Annotated in this window: 26 protein-coding genes; 22 read left to right on the plus strand and 4 right to left on the minus strand. The window is 62.2% G+C overall.

The features are described 5' to 3' along the window. A partial coding sequence (locus CDE01S_RS08725; protein WP_157077084.1) for a tetratricopeptide repeat protein occupies positions 1–1,514 on the minus strand: 1,514 nt, incomplete at its 3' end. 102 nt (positions 1,515–1,616) lie between these two features. Here CDE01S_RS08725 and flhD point away from each other — a divergent pair. The 11 genes from flhD (at position 1,617) to CDE01S_RS08780 (ending at position 11,852) form a co-directional block, all read left to right on the plus strand. Beyond that, positions 1,617–1,943, plus strand: coding sequence for a flagellar transcriptional regulator FlhD (flhD, locus tag CDE01S_RS08730; RefSeq protein WP_066706216.1), 327 nt, complete (start codon positions 1,617–1,619; stop codon positions 1,941–1,943). 11 nt (positions 1,944–1,954) lie between these two features. Further along, positions 1,955–2,494, plus strand: coding sequence for a flagellar transcriptional regulator FlhC (flhC, locus tag CDE01S_RS08735; protein WP_066706002.1), 540 nt, complete (start codon positions 1,955–1,957; stop codon positions 2,492–2,494). A gap of 157 nt (positions 2,495–2,651) precedes the next feature. Continuing rightward, entirely contained in the window at positions 2,652–3,512 is an 861-nt protein-coding gene (gene motA / locus CDE01S_RS08740) for a flagellar motor stator protein MotA (protein ID WP_066706004.1), read from the plus strand. 17 nt (positions 3,513–3,529) lie between these two features. Next, a complete protein-coding gene (motB, locus tag CDE01S_RS08745) occupies positions 3,530–4,459 on the plus strand; it encodes a flagellar motor protein MotB (protein ID WP_066706005.1) in 930 nt (309 codons plus the stop codon). A gap of 70 nt (positions 4,460–4,529) precedes the next feature. Continuing rightward, on the plus strand, positions 4,530–4,919 hold the full coding sequence (cheY, locus tag CDE01S_RS08750; protein WP_066706006.1) for a chemotaxis response regulator CheY: 390 nt from the start codon (positions 4,530–4,532) through the stop codon (positions 4,917–4,919). A 2-nt stretch (positions 4,920–4,921) separates the two neighbouring features. Beyond that, positions 4,922–5,566, plus strand: coding sequence for a protein phosphatase CheZ (locus tag CDE01S_RS08755; RefSeq protein WP_066706007.1), 645 nt, complete (start codon positions 4,922–4,924; stop codon positions 5,564–5,566). A 114-nt stretch (positions 5,567–5,680) separates the two neighbouring features. Further along, positions 5,681–6,832, plus strand: coding sequence for an EscU/YscU/HrcU family type III secretion system export apparatus switch protein (locus tag CDE01S_RS08760; protein WP_066706009.1), 1,152 nt, complete (start codon positions 5,681–5,683; stop codon positions 6,830–6,832). After that, a complete protein-coding gene (gene flhA, locus CDE01S_RS08765; protein ID WP_066706011.1) occupies positions 6,829–8,910 on the plus strand; it encodes a flagellar biosynthesis protein FlhA in 2,082 nt (693 codons plus the stop codon). The genes CDE01S_RS08760 and flhA overlap by 4 nt, the downstream gene beginning before the upstream one ends. After that, positions 8,907–10,337, plus strand: a complete 1,431-nt coding sequence (gene flhF / locus CDE01S_RS08770) for a flagellar biosynthesis GTPase FlhF (protein ID WP_066706013.1) — start codon at positions 8,907–8,909, stop codon at positions 10,335–10,337. The genes flhA and flhF overlap by 4 nt, the downstream gene beginning before the upstream one ends. Then, positions 10,330–11,139 carry a hypothetical protein gene (locus tag CDE01S_RS08775; RefSeq protein WP_157077085.1) on the plus strand — a complete coding sequence of 270 codons (810 nt, stop codon included), beginning with the start codon at positions 10,330–10,332 and terminating at the stop codon, positions 11,137–11,139. The genes flhF and CDE01S_RS08775 overlap by 8 nt, the downstream gene beginning before the upstream one ends. Beyond that, complete coding sequence (locus tag CDE01S_RS08780) at positions 11,139–11,852, plus strand: RNA polymerase sigma factor FliA (protein WP_066706017.1); 714 nt, start codon at positions 11,139–11,141, stop codon at positions 11,850–11,852. The genes CDE01S_RS08775 and CDE01S_RS08780 overlap by 1 nt, the downstream gene beginning before the upstream one ends. A gap of 45 nt (positions 11,853–11,897) precedes the next feature. Here the strand turns inward: CDE01S_RS08780 and CDE01S_RS08785 are convergent, their stop codons facing one another. The 3 genes from CDE01S_RS08785 to flgA form a co-directional block, all read right to left on the minus strand. Continuing rightward, the gene (locus tag CDE01S_RS08785; RefSeq protein WP_066706019.1) at positions 11,898–12,278 is read right to left on the minus strand and encodes a hypothetical protein; all 381 of its coding nucleotides are present in this window, start codon (positions 12,276–12,278) and stop codon (positions 11,898–11,900) included. Between the two features lie 25 nt (positions 12,279–12,303). Next, positions 12,304–12,633, minus strand: coding sequence for a flagellar biosynthesis anti-sigma factor FlgM (gene flgM, locus CDE01S_RS08790; protein WP_066706021.1), 330 nt, complete (start codon positions 12,631–12,633; stop codon positions 12,304–12,306). A gap of 101 nt (positions 12,634–12,734) precedes the next feature. Continuing rightward, entirely contained in the window at positions 12,735–13,481 is a 747-nt protein-coding gene (gene flgA, locus CDE01S_RS08795) for a flagellar basal body P-ring formation chaperone FlgA (protein WP_084382813.1), read from the minus strand. 217 nt (positions 13,482–13,698) lie between these two features. Here flgA and flgB point away from each other — a divergent pair, with 217 nt between their 5' ends. From flgB to flgL, 11 genes are all read left to right on the plus strand, one after another. Beyond that, the gene (gene flgB, locus CDE01S_RS08800) at positions 13,699–14,121 is read left to right on the plus strand and encodes a flagellar basal body rod protein FlgB (protein WP_066706025.1); all 423 of its coding nucleotides are present in this window, start codon (positions 13,699–13,701) and stop codon (positions 14,119–14,121) included. Between the two features lie 26 nt (positions 14,122–14,147). Beyond that, a complete protein-coding gene (gene flgC / locus CDE01S_RS08805) occupies positions 14,148–14,552 on the plus strand; it encodes a flagellar basal body rod protein FlgC (protein ID WP_066706027.1) in 405 nt (134 codons plus the stop codon). A gap of 18 nt (positions 14,553–14,570) precedes the next feature. Continuing rightward, positions 14,571–15,230: a flagellar hook assembly protein FlgD gene (locus tag CDE01S_RS08810; protein ID WP_066706029.1), complete on the plus strand. Its 660-nt coding sequence runs from the start codon at positions 14,571–14,573 to the stop codon at positions 15,228–15,230. A 59-nt stretch (positions 15,231–15,289) separates the two neighbouring features. After that, the gene (locus CDE01S_RS08815; protein WP_066706036.1) at positions 15,290–16,540 is read left to right on the plus strand and encodes a flagellar hook protein FlgE; all 1,251 of its coding nucleotides are present in this window, start codon (positions 15,290–15,292) and stop codon (positions 16,538–16,540) included. Positions 16,541–16,577: 37 nt separating this feature from the next. Then, entirely contained in the window at positions 16,578–17,318 is a 741-nt protein-coding gene (flgF, locus tag CDE01S_RS08820) for a flagellar basal-body rod protein FlgF (RefSeq protein ID WP_066706039.1), read from the plus strand. A 41-nt stretch (positions 17,319–17,359) separates the two neighbouring features. Then, entirely contained in the window at positions 17,360–18,148 is a 789-nt protein-coding gene (flgG, locus tag CDE01S_RS08825; protein ID WP_066706042.1) for a flagellar basal-body rod protein FlgG, read from the plus strand. After that, the gene (locus CDE01S_RS08830; protein WP_066706045.1) at positions 18,148–18,846 is read left to right on the plus strand and encodes a flagellar basal body L-ring protein FlgH; all 699 of its coding nucleotides are present in this window, start codon (positions 18,148–18,150) and stop codon (positions 18,844–18,846) included. The genes flgG and CDE01S_RS08830 overlap by 1 nt, the downstream gene beginning before the upstream one ends. Positions 18,847–18,988: 142 nt before the next feature. Further along, entirely contained in the window at positions 18,989–20,059 is a 1,071-nt protein-coding gene (locus CDE01S_RS08835; RefSeq protein ID WP_245636147.1) for a flagellar basal body P-ring protein FlgI, read from the plus strand. A 1-nt stretch (position 20,060) separates the two neighbouring features. Next, positions 20,061–20,936, plus strand: coding sequence for a flagellar assembly peptidoglycan hydrolase FlgJ (gene flgJ, locus CDE01S_RS08840; protein WP_066706048.1), 876 nt, complete (start codon positions 20,061–20,063; stop codon positions 20,934–20,936). A gap of 11 nt (positions 20,937–20,947) precedes the next feature. Continuing rightward, a complete protein-coding gene (gene flgK, locus CDE01S_RS08845) occupies positions 20,948–22,873 on the plus strand; it encodes a flagellar hook-associated protein FlgK (RefSeq protein ID WP_066706051.1) in 1,926 nt (641 codons plus the stop codon). A 25-nt stretch (positions 22,874–22,898) separates the two neighbouring features. Further along, on the plus strand, positions 22,899–24,092 hold the full coding sequence (flgL, locus tag CDE01S_RS08850) for a flagellar hook-associated protein FlgL (RefSeq protein WP_066706054.1): 1,194 nt from the start codon (positions 22,899–22,901) through the stop codon (positions 24,090–24,092). Positions 24,093–24,105: the final 13 nt, after the last annotated feature.

The following is a 24,105-nucleotide window of genomic DNA, read 5'->3' on the forward strand; positions in this document are numbered from 1 at the left end:
TTGCCGGTTGAATGCCCGGCCACATCCACTAGGACATCGATGCCATCGGCGCGGATGCGCTCGGCCAAGGCCTCGTCGCTCATGCCGTTGGTCAACACCCAGTGATCCACATAGCTTTTGTAGCGCTGCGTCACCTGGTCTTCGCGCGCCAGCGTTGCATAGGCAAAGACTTCGACAACCGACCTGTCATGCTGCGACAGCAAGGGTTCCATGAAGTTCTGCGTCGAGTGGGCGCGGAAATCCGGTGACACATAACCTACCTTGAGACGACGCTTGTCGGCAGGCGGGTTGGCATGGGGGCGCCACTGCGCCCTCACCGGTTGCCCGAAACGCCGATCAAACTCGGCGTACCCCTCGTAAACCGCTTCGGCACTGAGGTCCGGGTGGTAATTCAGGGTGAACAGGTAATTCGAAAAATCGATCCGGTTGTCAGGCTGAAGCTCCAGGGCCTTCTTGAAATAGGCCAAGGAACGGTCAATTTCGCCCAGGCGTTGGTATGTGATGCCAAGATTGTTGAAAGCTTCCGGGTAGTTGGGCTTGAGCTTCAGGGCACGATTCAGGGCATCCAGCCCGGCCTGGAATTCGCCGACTTCCTGCAACAGATGACCCAGGTTGCAATGCACCTCCGGGTCCAGCGGCAACAGCTGGGCCGACTTGCGCTTGGCGAGCAAGGCCTCATCCAGCTTGCCCTGCGTATGCAGCATGACCCCCAGCGACTTCCAGGCAAAGCCGGAGTCCGGGTATTGGGCAATCAATTCGCGGGCCCGCGCTTCGCCAGCTACCCAGTTGCGCTGGCGGAACAGCTGGATCAGCTCAACTTGGTCCGCTTCTGAAACCTCCTGCGCGCGCCTGACCTTGCGCTTCTTCTCGGTTTTGGGCTGCGGCTGCGCTGCCGCAGGCTCCCCCGCCTCCATGACCGGCGCGGCAACCGTCGGCGATGCCGTAGACAGCACTTGCGGCGCCTCGGCCAGACGTTCAGCCAAGGCATTGACCATGGCCATTTGCACCCCCATCGACTGGGCGATCGGCAGCAGGCTCTGGGCCAATGCTTTCTGATCTGCCCGGATCAGGGCGTCGATATAACTAAACCAGTATTGCGCCCGTGCCGAATCGGCATTAAGCGCCGCCTCAAAGTAGGGCAAGGCATCCGCCGGCCTGAGCAACTGGATGGCCAACAGCACCCCCAGGTTGTGGCAGGCGTCCGCGTTGCCTGGCTCCAATGCAAGAACCGCACGGTACGACGCTTCTGCCTCGTCAAACTTCCAGGCCTGATGACTGGCAATCGCCTGCTCCAGCAGGTCATCAACGGACCGTCCTCCCTGGGAAGTTGGATCGGTGATGTCTGTCATGTCGCAGCTGTCGATTGGCATGGAAGAGGTGGCCTGAAATGTACGCCATGAAGAATAGCGGCGCCACCCCGCCACAAACGGATGAATAGCACCTGATTCCACTCTCATTTCCCCAACCCGACCGGACGCCGTGCAGGAAATTCCCCTACAAGCCGCCTCCCTCACTTCTCACACCAAGGGCAGCCAGTCGCCGATTCAAGTTTCTTCCGCGATCGACAGAATCAGGTCCATCGCCTCACGGGGCCCGCCCACATGAAGGAGCTGAACATGACCGACGAACAACTGACCGCTGAAATCCGCGAAGCCAATCTGACTTACCTGATGCTGGCGCAAAGCCTGATTCGCAAGGACAAGGCCGAAGCCCTGTTCCGCCTGGGCATCTCCGAAGAGTCCGCCGATCTGATTGCCGCCCTGTCTCCCGTTCAGATCTCGAAGATCGCTTCCGGCAACATGCTGCTGTGCCGCTTCCGCATGGACGACGACGTGGTCTGGAACCTGCTGACCAACCACACCACGCGCAAAGTTGACAACGATGCTACCACCAAGCTGCACGCCAGCATTCTGATGGCCGGCCGCTTCGCCGAATCCATCTGAGGAGAACCGACATGGCCACCGCAAAAAGCGTCCTCAACGAATCCCGCGAAATCGAGCGCGCCGTTGCCCTGATCCAGCTGGGCGCCCGCCTGCAGGTCCTGGAAAGCGAAACCAATCTTTCCTACGAGCGTCTGTTGCGCCTGTACAAGGAAGTGGCTGGCCGTTCGCCCTCCAAAGGCCAGTTGCCCTTCTCGACCGACTGGTTCCTGACCTGGCAGCCCAACATCCACTCCTCGCTGTTCCTGAATATCTACGAGCACCTGACCAAGGTCAGCGCGCTGGAGGACATCGACGCCATCATGAAGGCCTACAAGCTCTACAGCGAGCAGATCACGGCCTGTGCCATGGAACCAATCCTGTCGCTGACCCGCGCCTGGCGTCTGGTCAAGTTCATCGACAACAACATGCTGGGCATGACGCGCTGCTCCAAGTGCGGCGGCCATTACGTGACCGAACCTTATGAGAACTCGCGCCACTTTGAATGCGGCCTGTGCTCGCCACCGGCACGTGCCGGCAAAAGCACGGCTGCCGGCGGCATCCTGCTGCACTGAAGTGCTCAAAGACGCCAATTAAATGCCGATAAAGGGTCCTTAGGGGCCCTTTTTCACGTTTGGCGCACGGGCTGAATCCCCTAGAATGGTTTGATCTGATTCATCAGTTTGGTTACTTTTCCCCAGCTGCAACCCTCAACTCTGACACCGCACCAACATGACAGTCATCATCGGTTATGCCGTCGCCATGGGTTGCATCTTCGGCGTCTACATCCTGCACGGCGGCAACATTGGCGTGATCCTGACCGCCCTGCCCTTCGAACTGATCACGATCTTCGGTGGCGCCCTCGGCGCCTTCGCCGTCAACAACCAGCCCAAGGTTCTCAAGGCCACCATCGCCCTGTTGCCGCAGGCCCTGAAAAGCTCCATCTATACCAAAGAACGGTATCTGGAGCTCATGGCCCTGCTGTATGACATCCTGCAAAAGGCCCGCAAGGAAGGTCTGATGGCGATTGAGAAGGATGTGGAGAACCCGCACGAATCACCCATCTTCCAGAAATACCCGACTGTGGGCAATGACCACCATGTGGTCGAGTTCATGACCGACTACCTGCGCATGATGGTGTCCGGCAACCTCAATGCCCATGAGATCGAATCTCTCATGGACAGCGAAATCGACACCCATCACCAGGAAGCCCACGCACCGGTGGCGGCGCTGGCCCGCCTGGCTGGCGCTTTGCCCGCCTTTGGTATCGTGGCTGCCGTGCTGGGTGTGGTGAACACCATGGGCTCGGTGGGACAACCTCCTGCCGTGCTGGGCGGCATGATCGCCTCGGCGCTGGTCGGCACCTTCCTGGGCATTCTGCTGGCCTATGGCGTGGTGGAACCCTTGGGGGGCCTGCTGGAGCAGAAATCGGAAGACAGCGCCAAGGAACTCCAGTGCATCAAGACCACATTGCTGGCCAGCATGCAAGGCTATAACCCGTCGACCGCCATTGAGTTTGGCCGCAAAGTCCTCTTCTCGACCGAACGCCCGACCTTCCTGGAACTGGAAAGCCATGTCCGTGGCAAGAAATAAGACCCCGCAAGAGTGATATGGCTTCCGACGCGAAAAAGCTCCAGCCCATCATCGTCAAGAAGGTCAAGAAGGGCGGCCACGCTGCCCATGGTGGCGCCTGGAAAATTGCCTATGCCGACTTCGTGACGGCCATGATGGCGTTTTTCCTGCTGATGTGGCTGCTGGGCTCCACCACCGAAGGCGACAAGAAAGGCATTGCGGAATTTTTCAGCGCCCCGATGAAAGTGGCCATGGCAGGCGGCAGCGGCACGGGTGCCAGCAACTCCATCTTGCCCGGCGGTGGCGCCGACCTGACGCAAATGGTCGGTCAGGCCCGCCAGGGCGACAGCAAGGAACTGGCGCAGAAAAAGAAGGAACAGGAAGCCATTCGGGCGGAGGCAGCCAAACAAGATGCCAAAAAAATGGCACCCCTGAGCGCCAAGATCAGTGGCATCATCTCCAACAATCCGAGGCTGGCCGAGTTCAGCTCCCAGATCCGGCTGCAAACCACACCCGACGGGCTGCAAATCCAGATCGTCGATGACCAGAAACGCCCGATGTTCGACACCGGCAGCGCCGTGGTGAAGCCCTATATGCGCGACATTCTGCGGGAAATCGGCACGGCGCTCAGCGGGGTCGAGAACAAGATCAGCCTTGACGGCCACACCGACCGGGCCCCCTATGGCAGCGGCGAACGCGGCTACAGCAACTGGGAGCTGTCGGCCGATCGCGCCAACGCCTCTCGCCGGGAACTGGTGGCTGCCGGCATGCCGGACGACAAGGTGGCGCGTGTGGTCGGCCTGGCCTCCAGCATCTTGCTGGAGCCGGACCAGCCACTGAGCCCGGTCAACCGCAGAATCAGTATCATTGTCATGACCCGTGAAGCCGAAGAACGCCTTCTGGGCACTGGCCGTACGCCGGTATCATCCCTTTCCAACACCGATGCCGGGGAAACTGCCACAAGATGACAAATCCGTGCATCATCCAAACCGTCCATCCTTGCGATAATCAGGCTAAACGCCATTGAAAGGGTCACTTATGGCCAATCCGCTCCGATTTCTTGTTGTTGACGACTTTTCCACCATGCGGCGAATTGTCCGCAATCTGCTCAAAGAGAGCGGATTCAGTGAAGCCGATGAGGCTGAAGACGGTGTTGTTGCCCTGCAAAAGTTGCGCAATGGCAACTTCGACTTCGTCGTCAGCGACATCAATATGCCGAACATGAACGGCTTCCAGCTGCTGGCCGAGATCAAGAAGGATGAGAAGCTGAAGCACATCCCGGTTCTCATGGTCACCGCCGAGGCGCGTAAAGAAGACATCGTGCTGGCAGCCCAGCAAGGCGCCGCCGGCTATATCGTCAAGCCGTTCACCAAAGCAACCCTGGAAGACAAGCTGATCCACATTCTCAAGAAAACGGGATTGCAGTAACCATGGAAACCAGCGACGCCACCCAAGGTGCCGGTGAAGCCGAAAACTCCGATGTCCACCACAAGATCGGCCAGCTGACGCGTCAGTTGCACGACACGCTGCGTGAATTGGGGATGGCCGAAAAGCTCCGCGGCAGTGCCGAGGAATTGCCGGACGCCAAAAGCCGCTTGTCCTACATTGCAAAATTGACGGGCGAAGCGGCAGAAAAAGTCCTGAACCGGGTCGATCAGGCCAAGAACCAGCACGATTACATTGCCGCCGAGACCCGTCGCGTCAAGGCCTTGATGGTGCAGGACCCGGTTGCCGCCGTGGCCAAAGGTCACATCATGAATTTCCTGACGGACATGGAGCAGTCCAGCCAGGCCATCGACCAGCACCTGACCGAAATCATGATGGCCCAGGATTTCCATGACCTCACAGGGCAAGTGATTGCCCGCGTCGTCAACCTGGCTACGACCATTGAAGATCAACTGGTGAGCTTGCTGATCCAGACGGCACCGCCCCATACAGTGGTTGCCAAGCCGTCAACGCCCTCGGTGGAAGGTCATCCCGTCCTGCAAGGGCCGGTCATCAACCCCGAAGGCAATACCGAAGTGGTCACCAGCCAATCCGAAGTCGACGACCTGCTCGCCAGCCTCGGTTTCTGATCTTGCCGACCGGCCGGCCTCCAAGCGGAAAGTAGCCGGCCAAACCCCCTCTTTTTGACCTTTAGTTTGCCGAGTCGGTAACGACAATGGTGGGAACTTCACCGTCCCACCACCATGACATCGAGCAGTCAGGATCGCAATCTTCCCGCCTCGGAACGCAAGCTGCAGAAAGCGCGCTCCGAGGGCCAGGTTGCGCGCTCGACCGACCTGACGCACCTGGCTGTGCTGGGCACCGGCGCCGCGGCCGTGATGACGCTGTCGCCCCTTCTTTTTGAACGCCTCAAGCTGGGCCTCAGCCAGCAACTCTCCTTCGACGCCACCACGGTCCTGCACCCTGACACCATGCTCACCCGCCTGCAGGACATGGTGCTGGCCGGGCTCGTGGGCAGTGTCGTATTTGCCGCCATCGTCACGGCAGCCATCATCCTCAGCGCCATCACCGCTGGCGGCTGGGTTGCCAGCCTCAAACCAGTCATGCCCGACCTGAGCCGGCTCAGCCCGCTGAAAGGCATTTCGGGCCTGTTCTCGAAGAAGAAACTGGCCGAGATCGTGAAGATGACGGTGGTCTCGCTGATTCTGGTCGTCATTGCGGCCACCTTCCTGAAGTCCAGCATCGACAGCATTGCCGCCCTCATCCTGCAGCCCTCCAGCTCGGCGCTCCGGCATCTGATGGACTGGCTGTCCACCGGCATGGGCTTGCTGCTGCTGGTGATCCTGGTAGTGGCCATGATCGACCTGCCGCTGCAGAGTTTCCTGCATAAGTCGCAACTCAAGATGTCACTTCAGGAAGTGAAGGACGAACACAAGGAATCCGACGGCAACCCGCAAATGAAGGGGAAGATGCGCGCCAAGCAGCGAGAGATGGCTCAGCGTGGCAGCATCCGCGCCGTCCCCAAGGCCGATTTCGTGGTCATGAACCCGACCCACTACGCCGTGGCCATCCAGTACGACGAGACCACCATGGGTGCGCCACGTGTCATTTCCAAGGGCGCTGATCTGCTGGCCATGAAGATCCGCGACATCGCCAAGGCCCACGACATCCCGGTGCTGCAGTCCCCCCCGCTGGCGCGCGCCTTGTACGCCAACGCCGAGCTGGATGAAAACATTCCCGCCACCCTGTACGCCGCCGTTGCGCAGGTGCTGGCCTATGTTTACCGCCTCAAAGCCGCCATGCGCGGTGAAGGCCCCATGCCGGATGAAGTGCCAGAGCCCTTCGTTCCACCCGAACTTGATCCCCTGGCCAAACAGACCGTCACCGCATCATGAACCAGCAATTCAAAACACTGCAGCATTGGTTTGGCAGCAACGCATCGATGCTGCAAGGCGTCGCCGCCCCCATGCTGGTCGTCGCCATCCTGGCCATGATGGTCCTGCCGCTGCCCGCCTGGCTGCTCGATGTGTTCTTCACCATCAACATCTCCGTCGCCCTGATGGTCATGATGGTCGCCGCCTACATGCTGCGTCCGCTGGACTTTGCCGCTTTTCCCTCGGTGCTGCTGCTCACCACCTTGATGCGCCTGTCGCTCAACGTGGCTTCCACCCGGGTGGTGCTGCTGGAAGGCCATACCGGTGCCGGTGCCGCAGGTGCCGTGATCGAGGCCTTCGGCCACTTCCTCATCGGCGGGAACTTTGCGGTCGGTCTGATCGTGTTCGCCATTCTGGTGGTCATCAACTTCGTGGTGGTCACCAAGGGTGCCGAACGTATTGCCGAAGTGTCGGCCCGTTTTGCGCTGGACGCGATGCCGGGCAAGCAGATGGCTGTCGACGCCGACCTCAGCGCCGGCACCATCGACGAGAAAGAAGCCAAGCGCCGGCGTGCTGAAGTGGCCGAAGAGGCCGATTTCTTCGGCTCCATGGACGGTGCTTCCAAATTCGTGCGTGGCGATGCCGTTGCCGGCATCTTGATTCTGTTCATCAACATCATTGGTGGCCTCATCGTCGGCATGGCTCAGCACGGCCTGAGCATTGGTCAGGCCGCCGACAGCTACATCCTGCTCGCGGTCGGTGACGCCCTGGTGGCCCAGATCCCCGGCCTGCTGATTTCCGTGGCCGCGGCCATGGTCGTTTCCCGTGTGGGCAAGGAACACGACCTCGGTCGCCAGATCGTGCACCAGATGTTCGTTTCGCCGCGCGTGCTGGGCATCACCGCCACCATCATGGGCGTGCTGGGCGTCATCCCCGGCATGCCGCATGTCGTGTTCCTGATGATTGCCGCCATTCTCGGCTACGTGGCCTGGGTGCTGGCCCATAAGCCGCCAGAGCCTGAGCCGAAAGAGGAGAAACCGGCAGCGGCCCACGACGGCGAAGCCAGCTGGGACGATCTGCAGCCCGTGGACCAGTTGGGCCTGGAACTCGGTTACCGCCTCATCACGCTGGTCGACAAGAACCGCCAGGGCGACCTGCTGACCCGCATCAAGGGGGTACGCCGCAAGTTCGCCCAGGAAGTCGGCTTTTTGCCGCCACCGGTCCATGTGCGCGACAACCTCGAACTCAAACCCAGCGGCTATCGCATCACCTTGCGCGGCGTCATCGTCGGCGAAAGCGAAGCCTTCCCCGGCATGTACCTGGCCATCAACCCGGGTGGTATCACCACGCCGCTGCTGGGCACCGCCACGACCGACCCGGCTTTCGGATTGCCGGCGCACTGGATCGACGAACGACAGAAGGAAGCGGCGCAAATGGCCGGCTTTACCGTGGTTGATTCCGAGACTGTGATGGCCACTCATTTGTCACACTTGATGCAAGTCCACGCGGCCAAATTGCTGAGCCGCACCGAGACCCAGCAACTGGTGGAGCATGTCAGCAAACTGGCGCCGAAATTGATCGAAGAAGTAGTTCCCAAAATGGTGTCGATTGCCGTCTTCCAGAAAATCCTGCAGCTGCTGCTGGAAGAGTCGGTGCACATCCGCGATATCCGCACCATCATCGAATCGATCGCCGAGCATGCAGGCATCACCTCCGATCCGGCCGAGCTGGCACGCCGTGTGCGGGTGGCCCTGTCGCCGGCCATCGTGCAACAGATCTACGGCCCCTCGCGTGAACTCAACGTCATCGCCATCGATCCGCCGCTGGAACGGCTGCTGGTCCAGGCTTTGAGCAATGCCAGCGGCCCGGCGCTCGACCCCGGCGTGGCCGACATGCTGAGCCGCACGGCCGCCGAAATGGCACTCAAGCAGGAAGAAATTGGCGTGCCGGCTTGCCTGCTGGTACCCGACACCATCCGCAACGCCATCGCACGACTTGTGCGCCGCGTTGCCCCCCGTCTGCAGGTTCTCGCGCACAGCGAGATCCCTGAAACCCACACCATCCGTATTGGCCCGATTCTGAGAGGCGCAACATCATGAACATTCAACGCTTTCACGCCCCGACTTCACGCGAAGCGCTTGCCAAGGCACGCATGGCTTTTGGCGAAGGAACCCTGATCCTCTCGAACCGACCGACCGCCACGGGCGTGGAGGTCCTGGCGACCGCTGAAGACACCCTGAACTCACTGGACCAGCCCCAAGAGGCCCCCAGCAGAACCGCAGCAGCACCGAAGCCGGCAGCCGTGGCTTCCAAACCTGCGAAAAATGCCCCGCCGACGACACAGTCCCAGGTCGAAGAGGATGCCGAGCAACTGGCCATGAGCACCTTGTCGTTCCAGGACTATGTGCGTGAGCGCATGCTACGCCGCCGCCATGACTCGCTGAAAGTGATTGCGCAGGACACCCCCGCACCGGCAGCCACACGCTTGAGCGAAAGTGCAGCGCCCGTCTGGATGGATGCCCCCATGAGCGCCCCCAAACAACCTGCCGTCAGCAGCCCCAAAGTCGCGGCACAACCGGCACAGATGCCCCAGGGCATCGTCGACGAACTGCAGGCCATGAAAGACATGATCGAGGAGCGCTTCAACACGCTGGCGTGGCTTGGACAAGCCAAGCAGAACCCGATCCAGTCGAACCTGATGCTCAAGCTCATCCGGGCGGGCTATTCACCCGCCCTGGCTCGCGCCATGCTGGAAAAGCTGCCTGACAGCCTGGGCGCCACCGAATCCGTGCGCTGGGTCATGGATGTGCTGGAACGCAATCTCAAGACCGATACCGGTCGCTCCCTGCCGGAAGAAGGCGGCGTCTACGCCCTGGTCGGCGCGACCGGTGTCGGCAAGACCACGACCACTGCCAAGCTGGCCGGCCTGTGCGCCCGCCAGTATGGCCCGGCCAGTGTCGGCCTGATCACGCTGGACACCTACCGCATCGGCGCTCACGAACAGCTGCGCACCTACGGACGCATGCTCGGTGTCGTGGCGCACCTGGCCCATGACCAGGCCGCCTTGCAGGATTTGCTCAATCTCCTGTCGAACAAGAAAATGATCCTGATCGACACCACGGGCGTGGCCCCCCGCGATCCGCGCAAGCGCGAACTGCTCGATGTGCTGGACCTGCCCAACGTCAACCGCCTGCTGGTTCTCAATGCCGGCGGCCAGGGCGAAACGCTGGACGAGGTGGTGTCGTCCTTCCGCTCGACCGGCGTGCAGCAGGCCGTCCTCTCCAAGATTGACGAAGCCGTCAAGCTGGGCCCGGCACTCGATGCGGCCATCCGGCACCAATTGGTCCTGCGTGGTGTCACCACCGGCCAACGTGTTCCTGAGGACTGGGAGTCGGCCGATGCCTCCAAGCTGGTTCGCCTGTCCATGCGCACGCCGAACAAATCGGCCTTCGACCCCCAGGCCTCGGATCTGGGCTTCATCTTCAGCCAGCCGGCCGTTCCATCGCAAGGGATGATCCATGCTTGATGCATGTGTTACCCAGGGCGCAGGCCTGCAAGGGCTCAGTACCCAGGCCGCACCTCGCCTCGTCGTCATGGCCAGCCACGACGATCGACCCAGCGAGCTCCCGCTGCTGTGGAGCCTGTGCTCAGCCTGGTCCGAGTTGGGTTATTTCGCTGTCGTGCTGGATGCCACCCAAAGCGAATCTGCCAATAACCCCGGCCTGCAGCAGCTGCTTGCCCCAAGCAGCCGGCCGGAAGACATGCCGCACGAGGCGATGGATACGGTCTGGTCGATCTACCCCGCCGCCATCGGTTTGCATCAACTGTGTGCAGCATCCCAGGACCGGGAGAACACGGCACCGTTTGAGGCGCTGGAACAGTTGTTCCAGCACTATGATGTGGTGGTGTTGTATGCGAATGCCGGCGTGTTGGCCGCCAACCTGCCAGACAGCCGCATCGAACCTCTGCTGGCCGTTTCCACCAATGGACGATCCGTGTTGACAGCCTACCAGGCCATGAAACAGTTGTTGCTCAACGGCCGGCTTCAACCTACCATTGTTTCCATGGTGGATGCCTCCGATCAGAGCAGTCTGGCCAGTGCTCGTAACCTGAACAAAAGCCTTCAAGGCTGTGCCATGAATTTTCTGGGTCGGCAGATCACCACCTTGAGCGTGGACATGCGCCAAGACGACGAGGAAGCGCCGCGCGACGTCAACCGGCTGGCGCTGCGCTTGCTGGAGAACGAAATGCCACGCCAGCCGGACGCCAGCATGTCCGCCTGGCGGCAGGCCACGAGCGACAATGACATTGGGAAGAGGAGTCATTGATGTACACCGCCAAAGGTCAACTCGACCGCAATGCCCTGATCCGGCAGTATTCCCCCTTGGTCCGCCGCCTCGCCCATCACATGATGGCCAAGCTGCCGCCCAGCGTCCAGGTGGACGACCTGATCCAGGTTGGCCTGATCGGCTTGTCCGAAGCCCTGAACCGTTTTGAAGCCACCCAGGGCGTCCAGTTCGAGACCTTCGCGACCCAGCGCATCCGCGGCGCCATGATCGACGAACTGCGGGAGAACGACTGGATGTCTCGCGGCTCACGCAAGAGCCAGAAGGAAATCGAAGTCGCCCTGCGCCGGCTGGAACACCGACTGGGCCGCAGCCCGACGGAGTCCGAGATTGCCGGCGAGCTGGGCATGAGCCTGGCCGACTACCAGACATTGCTGGGCAAGGTACAAGGCACGCAGCTGGTTTACCTTGAGGACATGGCAGGTGGCGAAGGCGAGGACAGCTTTCTCGACCGTCACATGGTCGACACCGAAGCCGACCCCATGGAACTGCTGCGCGACCAGCGTATCCGCAAGTCCTTGGTGGAAGCCATCAAGAATCTGCCGGAGCGCGAGCAGTACATCATGAGCATGTACTACGAGAAGGACATGAACCTCAAGGAAATTGCGGCGGTCCTGGGCATTACCGAATCGCGTGTCTGTCAGCTGCACAGTCAGTCCATTGCCCGCCTGCGCGCCAAGATGCGCGCGCATTAAAAAAGGGCTGCGATGGCAGCCCTTTTTAATTTTGCGCGACGACGCTCACGCCGTGAGCAATTTGAACGCCCCGCTTTGTTTCGCCGCAGCACCGTAGGGGCCGGCGGCCTGGCCGTAAGTCGACTCGCGCGTGGCTGGGACCATGGCATTCAAACCGCGTTCAACAATGGCCGCACGACGCGCCAGACTGCCGCGCTGCGCCCCAATCCCTCCGACGACCTTCTGCAAACGAGCCTTGAACGCCTGCGTGGCTTGCGCATCAAGGTGAGCGATCTCCTGCGACTGCGACAAGTCGACCGCCAATTGCCGCAACTGGGTGCTGGCCGCCTCCAGGGACACCGGCTCACCACTGTCCACCGCTGCAGTCAGGGCCGCGCATTGCTGCTCGATCTCGGACAACTGCTTTTCAATCTGTGGGGACAACATGGCAAGACACCCTCAATAAGAAAAATCAGCTTCGGGTACGGTCCAGCATTTCCTTGGCATTGGCCAACAATTTGTCGGCAATGGCCTCGGGGTTGACCACATAGGTACCCTGTTCAATCTCACTGCGCACGGCGTTCACCTTGTCCATGTCCACATCGGCGGACTCGGATTGATCGGCTTGCGTCAAGGTACGCACCTGCGCTGAAACCGTGACCGACACGCTCGCCGAACTGGCATCGCGGGAAGCTGTCGCGGCAGCGCCCTGCGAAGCCGCCTTGGCGGACGCGGACGCAGCCCCCGACGCCGCAGGCGGTGTCGAAGTAATTGGCAAATCTGATGGCTGACCTATTTTCATCGCGTTCTCCAGAACTACCGTGGAAGTAGCCTTGTACGATTGGTATCGGCACGATCATGACTTACTTTAGGTTTTTCCGCATCCTTTCGGGAAAACCTGTCTTACATTTCCAACTTCACTGTTCGGGCATCCAGTACCGTGCCGGACATCACGCGGCCATTGTCCATGCGGACCTTGGCCATTTGCCCGACCACGCCGGGCGACACCGCCTGGCCATCGGAATGGATCTGGAAGCCAACCCCTTGGGCCACGATGCGGACCTGGGCACCGGCCTGGAACACCTGGGCCGGACGCACCATGTTCTGGCGCAGGGCCTGACCGGTCATCAGATTGCGGACCGCCACCTGGCCCACCCAGAGCGCCGGATCCGCGATGATCGGACTGGGCTCCTCCGCCCAGTCAACCTCAGCCTCCATCACGTCGGCCTCACCCAGCACCGTGCCGGGTGCCACATCGCGCCGCATGACCCATGCGCGCCCGATGGCCTTGATGGTGACGGGCAAAAAGACATTCCACTTTCCCATGCCCTCGATGCAGCGTAAACCCAGGCGGGTTCGCCCCCACAGCCGGGTTCCAACAGGAATATAGGGCTCAACCCGTGCGCAACTGGCCAGGCGCAGCCGGCTGTCCAGCGTCCCCACCGACACCTCCATGCGCAAAGGCACGGCCCCGGACGACTGTATGCCGGCCACAGCCTGGTCCAGCCAATGACGCGTCGCCCCCAGAAACTCTGCCTCGGCCGACTGGGTTTGCGCCGGAGCAGCCGAGGCCATCAGGGAGGCGAACACCCAGAAAAAGATCGCCCGCAGCGCGCGCCACGGCCATACCTGATCCATTTTTGCAGTCATGAGGGGATTCCTTTCCGGACAAGGGGCTCAGAACGGTCCTCGACCGCTACCCACACCAGGAACTATACGTACGGGCGCCCCATGCGAATCCGGCAAATACAGGGTGTTTTCCCCTTACTTCAGGGTCTCGAAAATTAAAGTTATTTCCATAATTGCCAGACGTCGAAAGCCCGGGCACCGGCCTGTGGCGCAGCAAGACCGAAAGTTGAGGTGATTCATGTTTGCACAAATGACCAACAGTCTGGACTTCCACTCGAAGGCCCTGGTCGTGCGCGCCGAACGCCAGCGCGTCATCGCAAGCAACATTGCCAACGCGGACACGCCGGGTTATGTGGCACGCGACGTGAATTTCCGCGAAGCCATGGCCAATGCCACCGGCAACAGCGCATCCCCCGTGGCCGCACGCATGGGCAGCAGCACCTCCAACAGCAAGCACATCCCGCTGACCAGCAGCACGGGCGAACTCGGCGGCAACCCGCTGGCGTACGCCCCGCAAACCCAGCCAAGCATGGATGGCAACAGCGTCGACCTCGACCGCGAACGCAGCAACTTCGTGGACAACGCCGTTCGCTACGAGTCCACCCTTCGTTTCATTAACGGCCACGCCAAGACCATCTTGAGCGCGATCCAGGGTCAGTAATTTTCAACAGGACCAGGAAACTCACCATGTCCATGTTCTCCATCTTTGGCGTTTCTGGCAGTGCTGTCAGCGCGCAGTCGCAGCGACTCAACGTGGTGGCCAGTAATCTGGCCAACGCGGATGCCGTGGCCGGTCCGGACGGCAAGATCTACAAGGGCCGCCAGGTCGTTTTCGAAACGGTCCTGATGGACTCCCAGGCCTCCGCCGGCGTCAAGGTCAGCACCATCAGCGAAAACCAGGAACCCGGCAAGCGCACGCACAACCCGAGTCACCCGCTGGCTGACGCGGAAGGCTTCATCACGCAATCCAACGTCAACCCGGTCGAGGAAATGGTCAACATGATTTCCGCGTCCCGTTCGTACCAGAACAACGTCGAAGTCATGAACACCGCCAAGACGCTGCTGCTCAAAACCCTCCAACTTGGCCAATAAGCCAGAAGGACCCCGACCATGACCACCACTTCCTCCGTGAACAACGCCAGCAGCACGGCAGCCCTCAACAACCTGACCACCGGCTCCGGCACCGTGAGCGACGCGACCGCCGCCCAGGACCGCTTCCTCAAACTGCTCGTGGCCCAGTTGAACAACCAGGATCCGATGAATCCGATGGACAACGCGCAGATGACCAGTCAGATGGCGCAGATCAACACCGTCACCGGCATCAACAAACTCAACGAAACCATGTCCAACATGGTCTCGCAGCTGCTGTCGACGCAGATTCTGCAAAGCGCCTCCATGGTCGGCCACAACGTGCTGCTGGCCGGCAACACCCTGAACGTGAGCAACGGTGTGGCCGCTGGTGCCGTGGATGTCGGCGCCAGCGCCGACTCCGTCACGGTCGAAATCCAATCGCCCGGCGGCCAGGTGCTCGACACCTTCAACCTGGGCGCCAAGAATGCCGGCCGCCACGAATTCACCTGGGATGCCTCGGCCTACCAGGGCCAGACCGTCAAGATCGCCGTCAAAGCCAGCATGGGTGGCAAGAGCGTGTCGGCCACGCCGATGGCGGTTGACACCATCCAGTCGGTCAGCAATGAGAGCGGCACGCTGAAGCTGAACCTGGCCAATGGCACCAGCGTTTCCTACACCGACGTCGCGGCCATTTATTGACCCGACCGGTTCATCGATCCACTTCACCGCCCGACATCTTCCATAAAGGAACCTAGATCATGAGTTTCCAGACCGGCCTCTCCGGCTTGAATGCCGCCAGCAAAAACCTCGACGTCATCGGCAACAACATCGCCAATGCCGGTACGGCAGGCGCCAAGAAATCGCGCGCAGAATTCGCCGAAGTGATTGCCTCCACCATCGGTGCCGGCGGCTCGGGCGGCCAGGCGGGTATCGGCGTGGAGGTGTCCGCCGTTTCCCAGGAGTTCTCGCAAGGCAATATTTCCGTGACGGGCAACACGCTGGATCTGGCCATCAACGGTGACGGGTTCTTCCCCCTGATTCCCTACAACGCCACCGGCCAGGACAAGGACAAACCTTCGCTGTACAGCCGCTCCGGCATTTTCAAGCTGGACCAGGACGGTTATGTCGTCAACAACAACGGCGAAAAACTGTACGGCATCAATTACGACCTCAACGGCGGACAGAGCCTCGGCCCGCTGAGAATCGACACCAGCACCAGCAATGCGCCGGCACAGACGACCACCATCGGCATGCAGTTCAACCTGGACGCACGTGCCCCCGTCTGGAACAGCGTGACGCCCACCACCCCGCTGACGACCTACGGCACCTCCATCACCGCCTACGACACCCAGGGTATTGCCCAGGACGTCAAGGTCTACATGCGCCGGGTGGCAGACACCGGCGGCCCGCTCCCGACTCCGCTGGTCAACAACTGGGAGGTCTACACCGACCCAACCAGCAACGCCACCGCCACAGCCTCCACCGTCGCCACCTTGCAGTTCGACAGCAACGGCAAACTGCTGAACCCGGGACCGTTCGCCATGCCCTTCACGACGAAGAACGGCACGTTTACCGCCCAAGCCTCCTTTACCAACTCGACCCAGTTCGCATCTTCTTTTGGTGTGACCACGCTGAGCCAGAACGGCAACCCCGACGGCTCCTTCACGGGCATCAAGATCTCCGAAGGTGGCGTCATCACCGCCCGCTACTCCAATGGCAAGAGCGTGGACGCCTGCCAGATCCAGCTGTGCTCCTTCCGCAACAACCAGGGCTTGCAGCCGGTCGGCGGTGGCAACTGGGTTGCCACCAACTCATCGGGCATCGCCACGCCCGGCACACCCGGCACCCTGAGCCTGGGATCCGTTCGTTCCGGGGCACTGGAAGACTCCAACGTGGACCTGACCGCCGAGCTCGTCAACATGATGACGGCGCAACGCGCCTACCAGGCGAACGTGCAGACCATCAAGACGCAGGACCAGGCGCTGTCGGCCCTGACCAGCCTGCGTTAAGCCGCTGTCCGGAACCTGTTACTGAGTACCTACTGCCATGGACAAACTGATTTACACCGCGATGACGGGCGCCAATGCGGCCGCCCAGCGCCAGGCTGTGTTGTCGAACAACCTGGCCAATGTCTCGACCAACGGGTTCCGCGCCGAGTTGGCGGCCTACCGTGCCGTGCCCCTGCGCGGCGACGGCGCCACCACCCGCGTCTTCGCGCTGGAGACCACCACCGGCCACCTGGACACACCCGGCCCCTCGCAACACACCGGACGCGATCTGGACGTCATGGCCCAGGGCAACGCCTGGTTTGCCGTGCAAGGCCTGGACGGCACCGAAGCCTACACACGCAACGGCTCCATGCAGGTCTCGTCCGCGGGCAACCTGCAGACCATGAGCGGCCTGCCCGTGCTGTCTGACGGCGGCGCCCCGATCGACATCCCGGCCGGTGCCACGGTCAGCATCGGTGCCGACGGCACGATCACGGCCAAGGTCAGCGGCCAGCAGCCGGCCACCGTCGGGCGTCTCAAGATGGTCACCCCGACAGCAGATGAACCGATCAAGCGCAGCGATGACGGCCTGTTCCGCGCCACCGCCGGTGCAGCCCTGCCCAACAACGCCAACGCCCGCCTCATGCCTGGCACGCTGGAAGGCTCCAACGTCAACGCCGTGGAAAACATGGTGGGCATGATCCAGACCGCCCGGCAGTTTGAAGTCCAGATGCGCCTGCTGCAGACCGCCGAATCCAACGACCGGTCAGCCGGTCAGCTGTTGAACCTGCAAGGCTGAAGCCCGCAGAGTCGCCACCCTACAAGCCCTAGGAACCCATCATGATCAACTCCCTGTGGATCTCGAAAACCGGCATGGAAGCCCAGCAGATGCAGCTGGACACCATCTCCAACAATCTGGCCAACGTCTCGACCACCGGCTTCAAGCGCTCCAATGTGGCGTTCGAAGACCTGATGTACCAGAACCTGCGCCAGGTCGGCTCTGCCACCTCGGAGCAGTCGCAGTTACCCACCGGCCTGCAACTCGGCACCGGCGTGCGCGTGGTCGGCACGGCGCGCCAGTTCACGCAGGGCAATGTGCAGCAGTCGAGCAACAACCTCGATGTGGCGATCCAGGGCAACGGTTTTTTCCAGGTGACCATGCCCGATGGCACCATGGGTTACACCCGTGACGGCTCGTTCAAGATCAACGCCCAAGGCCAGGTGGTGACCAACAACGGCTTTGCCGTGGCCAACGGCATCACGGTACCCACCAATGCCGAGAACCTGGTCATCAGCGCAGATGGCAATGTCACCGCTTCGATCAAGGAAAACGGCAAGATGGTTGACCGCCAGATCGGCACCATCGCCCTGGCCAGCTTCATCAACCCGGCCGGCCTGGAGCCGCGTGGGCAGAACATCTATATCGAAACCGCCGCATCGGGCCAGCCCAATACCGGCACCCCTGGCCTCAACGGCATGGGCAGCCTGATGCAGGGCTACCTGGAAACCTCCAACGTCAACGTGGTGCAGGAACTGGTGACCATGATCCAGACCCAGCGCGCCTACGAGATGAATTCCAAGGCGATCCAGACCTCCGACCAGATGCTGCAGAAACTGGGGCAATTGTGATGAACACACCGACCGTTTACTCTTCACTGCAACGCTTGGGATGGGTGGTGGTCATTGCCGGACTGTGCGCCGGCTGCGAGACCACCGCGCCCAAGGTCGACTTCGCCGAGCCCAAGCCCACGGCCATTCCCAGCCCGTCCGCCCGCCCCGTCACCGGCAGCCTGTTCCAGACGGTCGGCTATCGCCCCTCCTTCGAGGACCGACGCGCCCGCGTGGTCGGCGACACCCTGACAGTCGTGATCGTGGAAAACGTCACGGCCAGCCAGAAGTCGACCTCCACGGCGAACCGTACCAGCAGCGCCAACTCGTCCATCACCGCCGCACCGGGCTTCAACTTCCCCGCTACCGCGGCCGAGAACCAGACCCGGATCGCCGCCACGTCGGCCAACGACTTTGCCGGCAAGGGCGGCACGGAAAGCGCCAATACCTTCTCCGGCTCGATCACCACCACGGTGGCCGAGGTCTTGCCCAACGGGCATCTGGTGGTGGTGGGGGAAAAGCAGATCGGCGTGAACCAGAACGTCGACGTGCTGCGCTTCTCCGGCACGGTCGATCCGCGCGCCATCCTGCCGGGCAGCATCGTCAATTCCAGCCAAGTGGCCAATGTCCGCGTCGAATCCAAGGGTCGCGGCGCCCAGAACGAAGCGCAGACAGTTGGCTGGTTAACGCGGTTCTTTTTCAGCGTTTGGCCGTTTTGAGCCGATACAGAATTGGACTGTCTGATTTAGTCTTTATCGGCCCGTTTCGCCAATACTTGAGTCCTACGCCATGAATGCCTGCCTGCCCCGCCTCCCGCTGAACCGGCTCCGCCAGTTGGCCACGCTGCTGGTGGCGGCCTGCATGCTGGTCGGCGGCAGTGCCATGGCCGGGCGCATCAAGGAAATCGCGGCCATCGAGGGCGTGCGCAGCAACCAGTTGACCGGCTTCGGCCTGGTCATCGGCCTGGACGGCACCGGCGACCAGACCACCCAGATGCCGTACACCACGCAGGGCATGAACAACTACCTGCAGCAGCTCGGCATCACCCTGCCCTCCGACGTCATCTCGCGGCTGCAGTTCAAGAACGTGGCCGCCGTGCTGGTGACCGCACAGCTGCCCGCCTTTGCCCGCCCGGGCCAGATGGTCGATGTGACCGTCTCATCGATGGGCAACGCCAAGTCGCTCAAGGGTGGCACCCTGATTTCCACGCCGCTCAAGGGCGCCGACGGCGAAATCTACGCCCTGGCGCAGGGCAGCCTGGTGATTGCCGGCGCCGGTGCTGCCGCCGGCGGCAGCAAGGTCCAGATCAACCACCTCAGCGCCGGCCGCATTCCGGGCGGCGCCCAGATCGAACGCGCTGTGCCGACGCCGCTGCTCGAAGGCAACAGCATCCGGCTGGGTCTGGACGCCTACGACTTCCAGACCGCACGCCGCGTGGCCGAAGCCATCAACCGCCGTTTCGGCGACGGCGTTGCCCGCGCCATGGACGGACGTACCGTCGACGTCCAGGCGCCGGTTGACCCCAACGCGCGCATCACCTTCATCGCCGAGATGGAAGAGCTGCCGCTGGAAAACTCCATTCGCGCCGCCAAGGTCGTCATCAATTCGCGCACCGGCTCGGTGGTGCTCAACCAGGCCGTGACGCTGGGCCCCTGCGCCATTGCACACGGCAATCTGTCGGTCAGCATCAGCTCGACCCCGGTGGTCAGCCAGCCCGGCCCATTCTCCAGCGGCCAGACCGTGGTGACGGAAAAAGCCAACATCCAGATCAAGCAGGAACCGGGCGTGCTGATCCAGGTACCGGCCTCGCCGCAACTGTCGGAAGTGGTGCGCGCGCTCAACGCACTGGGCGCCACCCCCCAAGACCTGCTGGCCATTCTGCAGGCCATCAAGGCGGCTGGTGCATTGAATGCGGAGCTTGAGGTGATCTGACATGGGTGTCGGCAACCTGACCCACAACTCCAATGCCCTGGCGGCCGATGCGCGCTCGCTCAACAGCCTGAAGCTGCAGGCCGGCCAGGACTCGCCGGCGGCCATCAAGGAGGCCGCCAAGCAGTTCGAATCGCTCTTCATGCGCGAGCTGATCAAGAGCATGCGCGAAGCCACCATGAAATCCGGCATGCTGGAGAGCGCCCAGGGTGATCTCGGCACCGACCTGCTCGACCAGCAGTTGGCCGTGCAGATGTCGGGCCGGCCCGGCGGGCTGTCGGACATCATCGCCCAGCAGCTCTCGCGCCAGATGGGTGCCGCGGCTGATGCACAACAAGGCAGTGCACGCGCTGCCGGCAAGCAAGCCATCAAGCCAGCAGCCGGCCAGGGCAATGCCGCGCCGACCGTCAGCCAGACCAGTTTTGTGCAACGCTTCAACGGCATCGCCGCCAAGGTGGAGCAGAGCAGCGGCATTCCCGCCAGCTTCATGATCGGCCAGGCCGGGCATGAGACCGGCTGGGGCCGGCGCGAGATCGCCAACGCCGATGGCTCGACCTCTTTCAACCTGTTCGGCATCAAGGCCGGGCCGGGCTGGAAAGGCAAGGTGGCGGAAGTCACCACCACCGAATATGTCAACGGCGTGCCGCAAAAGACCGTGGCCAAGTTCCGCGCCTACAACTCCTACGAGGAGTCGTTCCGCGACTACGCCCGGCTGATTTCCGACAGCCCGCGCTACGCCCAGGTACGCCAGCAGACCGGCTCGGTCCAGGCCTATGCCAGCGGCCTGCAACGCGCAGGCTATGCCACCGATCCCGATTACGCCAACAAGCTGAGCCGGGCCATCAACACCACGTTGCGGCTGCAGCGCGCCACCGCCTGAAGGGAAAACGCATGGGCAATATCCTGAACGTTGGCGCACGGTCCCTGCTGGTCAACCAGAAGATTCTCGAGACCGTCGGCAACAACATCGCCAACGTCAACACGCCGGGTTATTCGCGTCAGACGGTCATCGTCCAGAACGTGGAGGGCCAGTTCACCGGTGGTGGCTACTACGGCAACGGCGTTGACATCACCACGGTCCAGCGCAACTACAGCGATTTCCTGACCAAGCAGGCTGCGCTGATGAAATCCGTTGCCGCCAGCGACGCGACGCGTTACGACAAACTGCAGCAACTGGAAAGCGTGTTCTCCGGCGGCAAAGACGGCCTCGGCGCCTCGGTCAGCGATCTGCTCAATTCGTTTTCCGACATTGTCAGCGCACCCTCCGACCTGACAGCCCGCGCGGTGGCACTGACCAGCGCAGACGAAATGGCCGCACGTTTCCAGACGGCGGCCAACCAGCTCTACGAACTCCGGCTGGGCGTTTCGCAGGAGCTGCAGACCAACGTCACGACCATCAACAACCTTGCCGACCAGATCGCCAAGTCGAACCAGGAAATCGCGCGCGCCACGGGCAGCGGGCACCTGCCCAATGACCTGCTGGACCAGCGCGATCAGCTGATCAGCGAATTGAACAAGTACATCCAGACCACCTCGATCCCTGCTGCGGACGGGACCGTCGGTGTCTTCGTGGGCGGCAGCCAGGCCCTGGTGCTCGGCACCACGGTATCAAAGCTGGAGATCGCTCCCACCAATTACTCGGGCGATCCCAACCAGAGCCAGTTGCTGATCAACAATGCGGGCGGCACCAAGTACCCGATCAGTACCTCCATGCTGGGCGGCGGGGAAGTCGCAGGACTGCTGCGCTTCAAGAACGAAGACCTGGTCAATGCCGGCAACCTGCTCGGCCGCATGGCCTTGGCCATCGGCACGCGCATGAACGAGCAACAGGCCCTGGGCGTGGATCTCAGCGGCAATGCCGGCACAGCCTTGTTCAAGCTCAGCGCCCTGCCCAACGGTTACCCGGCCGACACCAATTCCCCGCCAGGTACGACCCTGAGCCTTGGCGTCCAGACCAACCCATCGGGCACCTCCCAGTTTGCGGCCTCGGACTACGAGGTGACCTTCACCTCGGGTACAGCCGGCACCATCGTGCGCCTGTCGGACGGCAAGGCCACGGCCTTTGACTTTGCGAGCACCAACCCGGTCAAGATTGACGGCCTGGACATCCAGCAAAGCGCCACACCGGCAACTGCCGGCGACCACTTCCTGCTCAAGCCCTTCAGCACGGCCGCCGGGTCTATTGCCACGGCCTTCTCGTCGCCGCGCGGGCTGGCCATGGCCAGCCCGATCACGGCCACCGCCGGCACGACCAACACCGGCACCTTGACGGTGGGCAGCCTCACCACACGCTCCGTCCCGGTTCCGCCCGCCGTCACGCTGAACTTCACCAGCACCAGCACCTACACGCGCTCCGATACTGGCGCCACGGTGTACACCTACACGCCGGGCCAGCCGATCGAATACAGCACGGCCCCGCCGCTGGCTGGCTGGTCGCTCACCCTCAAGGGAACACCCCAGCCCGGCGACACGTTCAAGGTGGATGTCAACCCCTACCCGGCCCTCAATGCCGGCAATGCCCAGGCGATGCTGAACCTGCGCGACGCGACCATGTTCGACGGCGGCCCCTTGACCGACGGTTATGCCGGCCTGATGGCGGAAATCGGCATCCAGGTGCAGAGCGCCAAATCGGCGAGCACCGTTTCCGGCAACATCGCCAGCAGCATCGAGCAGCAACGCAGCAGCGTTTCCGGTGTGAACCTGGACGAAGAGGCCGCCAGGATGCTGCAGTACCAGCAGGCCTACCAGGCCTCCGGCAAGATGATGCAACTGGCCCAGAATATCTTTGATTCGCTGCTGCAAAGCCTGGGGCGTTGACGAGAGACAGGACGAGGATTGAAACATGACCATGCGACTGGGTAGCGCCAACGCCTATGACAACTCCCTGGCCAAATTGACCAGCCATCAGGCAGGTCTGTCCGAGCTGCAGGAAAAGCTCACCGCGGGCAAGCGTGTGCTGCGCCCCAGCGACGACCCCACCGGCGCGGCGCAGGCCGAGCGGGCCATGACCCGGATCAGCCGCATCGAGGTCGAGCAGCGCGCACTCAACGTCCAGAAGAACTCCATGGCCATGGCCGAGTCGACCCTGGGCAATGCCACCGAAACGCTGCAAAACATCCGCGACCTGGTGGTCAGCGCCGGCAATGCCGGCTACACCAGCGTCAATCGCACCAGCATTGCGCAGCAGATCTCGGCCCTGCGCGACCAATTGTTCGGCTACGCCAACAAGGTGGACAGCAACGGCGTGCCACTCTTCGGCGGCTTGGGCAGCGCCAGCTCACCCTTCACGGATGCCGCCGCCGGCGTGACCTTCAACGGTGTTGCTGGGCAAAGTGCCAGCTCGACGGTGGCGATTCCCAGCGCCATGGATGGCCAGGCCGTCTGGATGAATGTGCCCTCCGGCAATGGCGTGTTTGACGTTTCGCTGGGCGGTGGCAACACCGGCACTGCGTGGACCGATGCCGGCCAGGTCGTCAACCCCTCCGCCGTGACAGGTGACAGCTACACAGTCACGTTCACCGTCGCGGCTGGCGTCACCACCTACGCCGTCGTCAACAACACCACGACCGCCACCGTGGCCACCGGCCTCTACACCAAGGGCCAGTCGATCCAGTTCGGCGGCATGGCCGTGCGGGTGGACGGCGACCCGGCCAATGCTGACACGCTGGCCGTGGCACCCAGCACCACCACCAACGTCTTCAAGGTGATCGACAAGGCCATTGCCGGCATCAACAACGCCAACAACAGCAACACGCTGAGCCAGGCCTTTACCAAGGCCCTGGCCGAGCTCGATACCGGCATGAATCGCATCCAGTCCGCCCGCGGCCTGGCCGGCGACATGCTCAACCGTGCCGACAGCATTGACAGCAACCAGCAGACCAAGTCCAACCAGCTCGAGACCGACCGCTCCCGCGCCGAGGACATGGACATGATCAAGGGCATCTCGGACTTCCAGAACCAGCAGACCGGTTACGATGCGGCGCTGAAGACCTACGCACAGGTTCAACGCCTGTCCCTGTTCAACTACCTGGGGTAAAACCACCCGCCAC

Origin of the sequence: Curvibacter delicatus NBRC 14919, from assembly GCF_001592265.1 — a bacterium.
GTDB lineage: Bacteria > Pseudomonadota > Gammaproteobacteria > Burkholderiales > Burkholderiaceae_C > Hylemonella > Hylemonella delicata.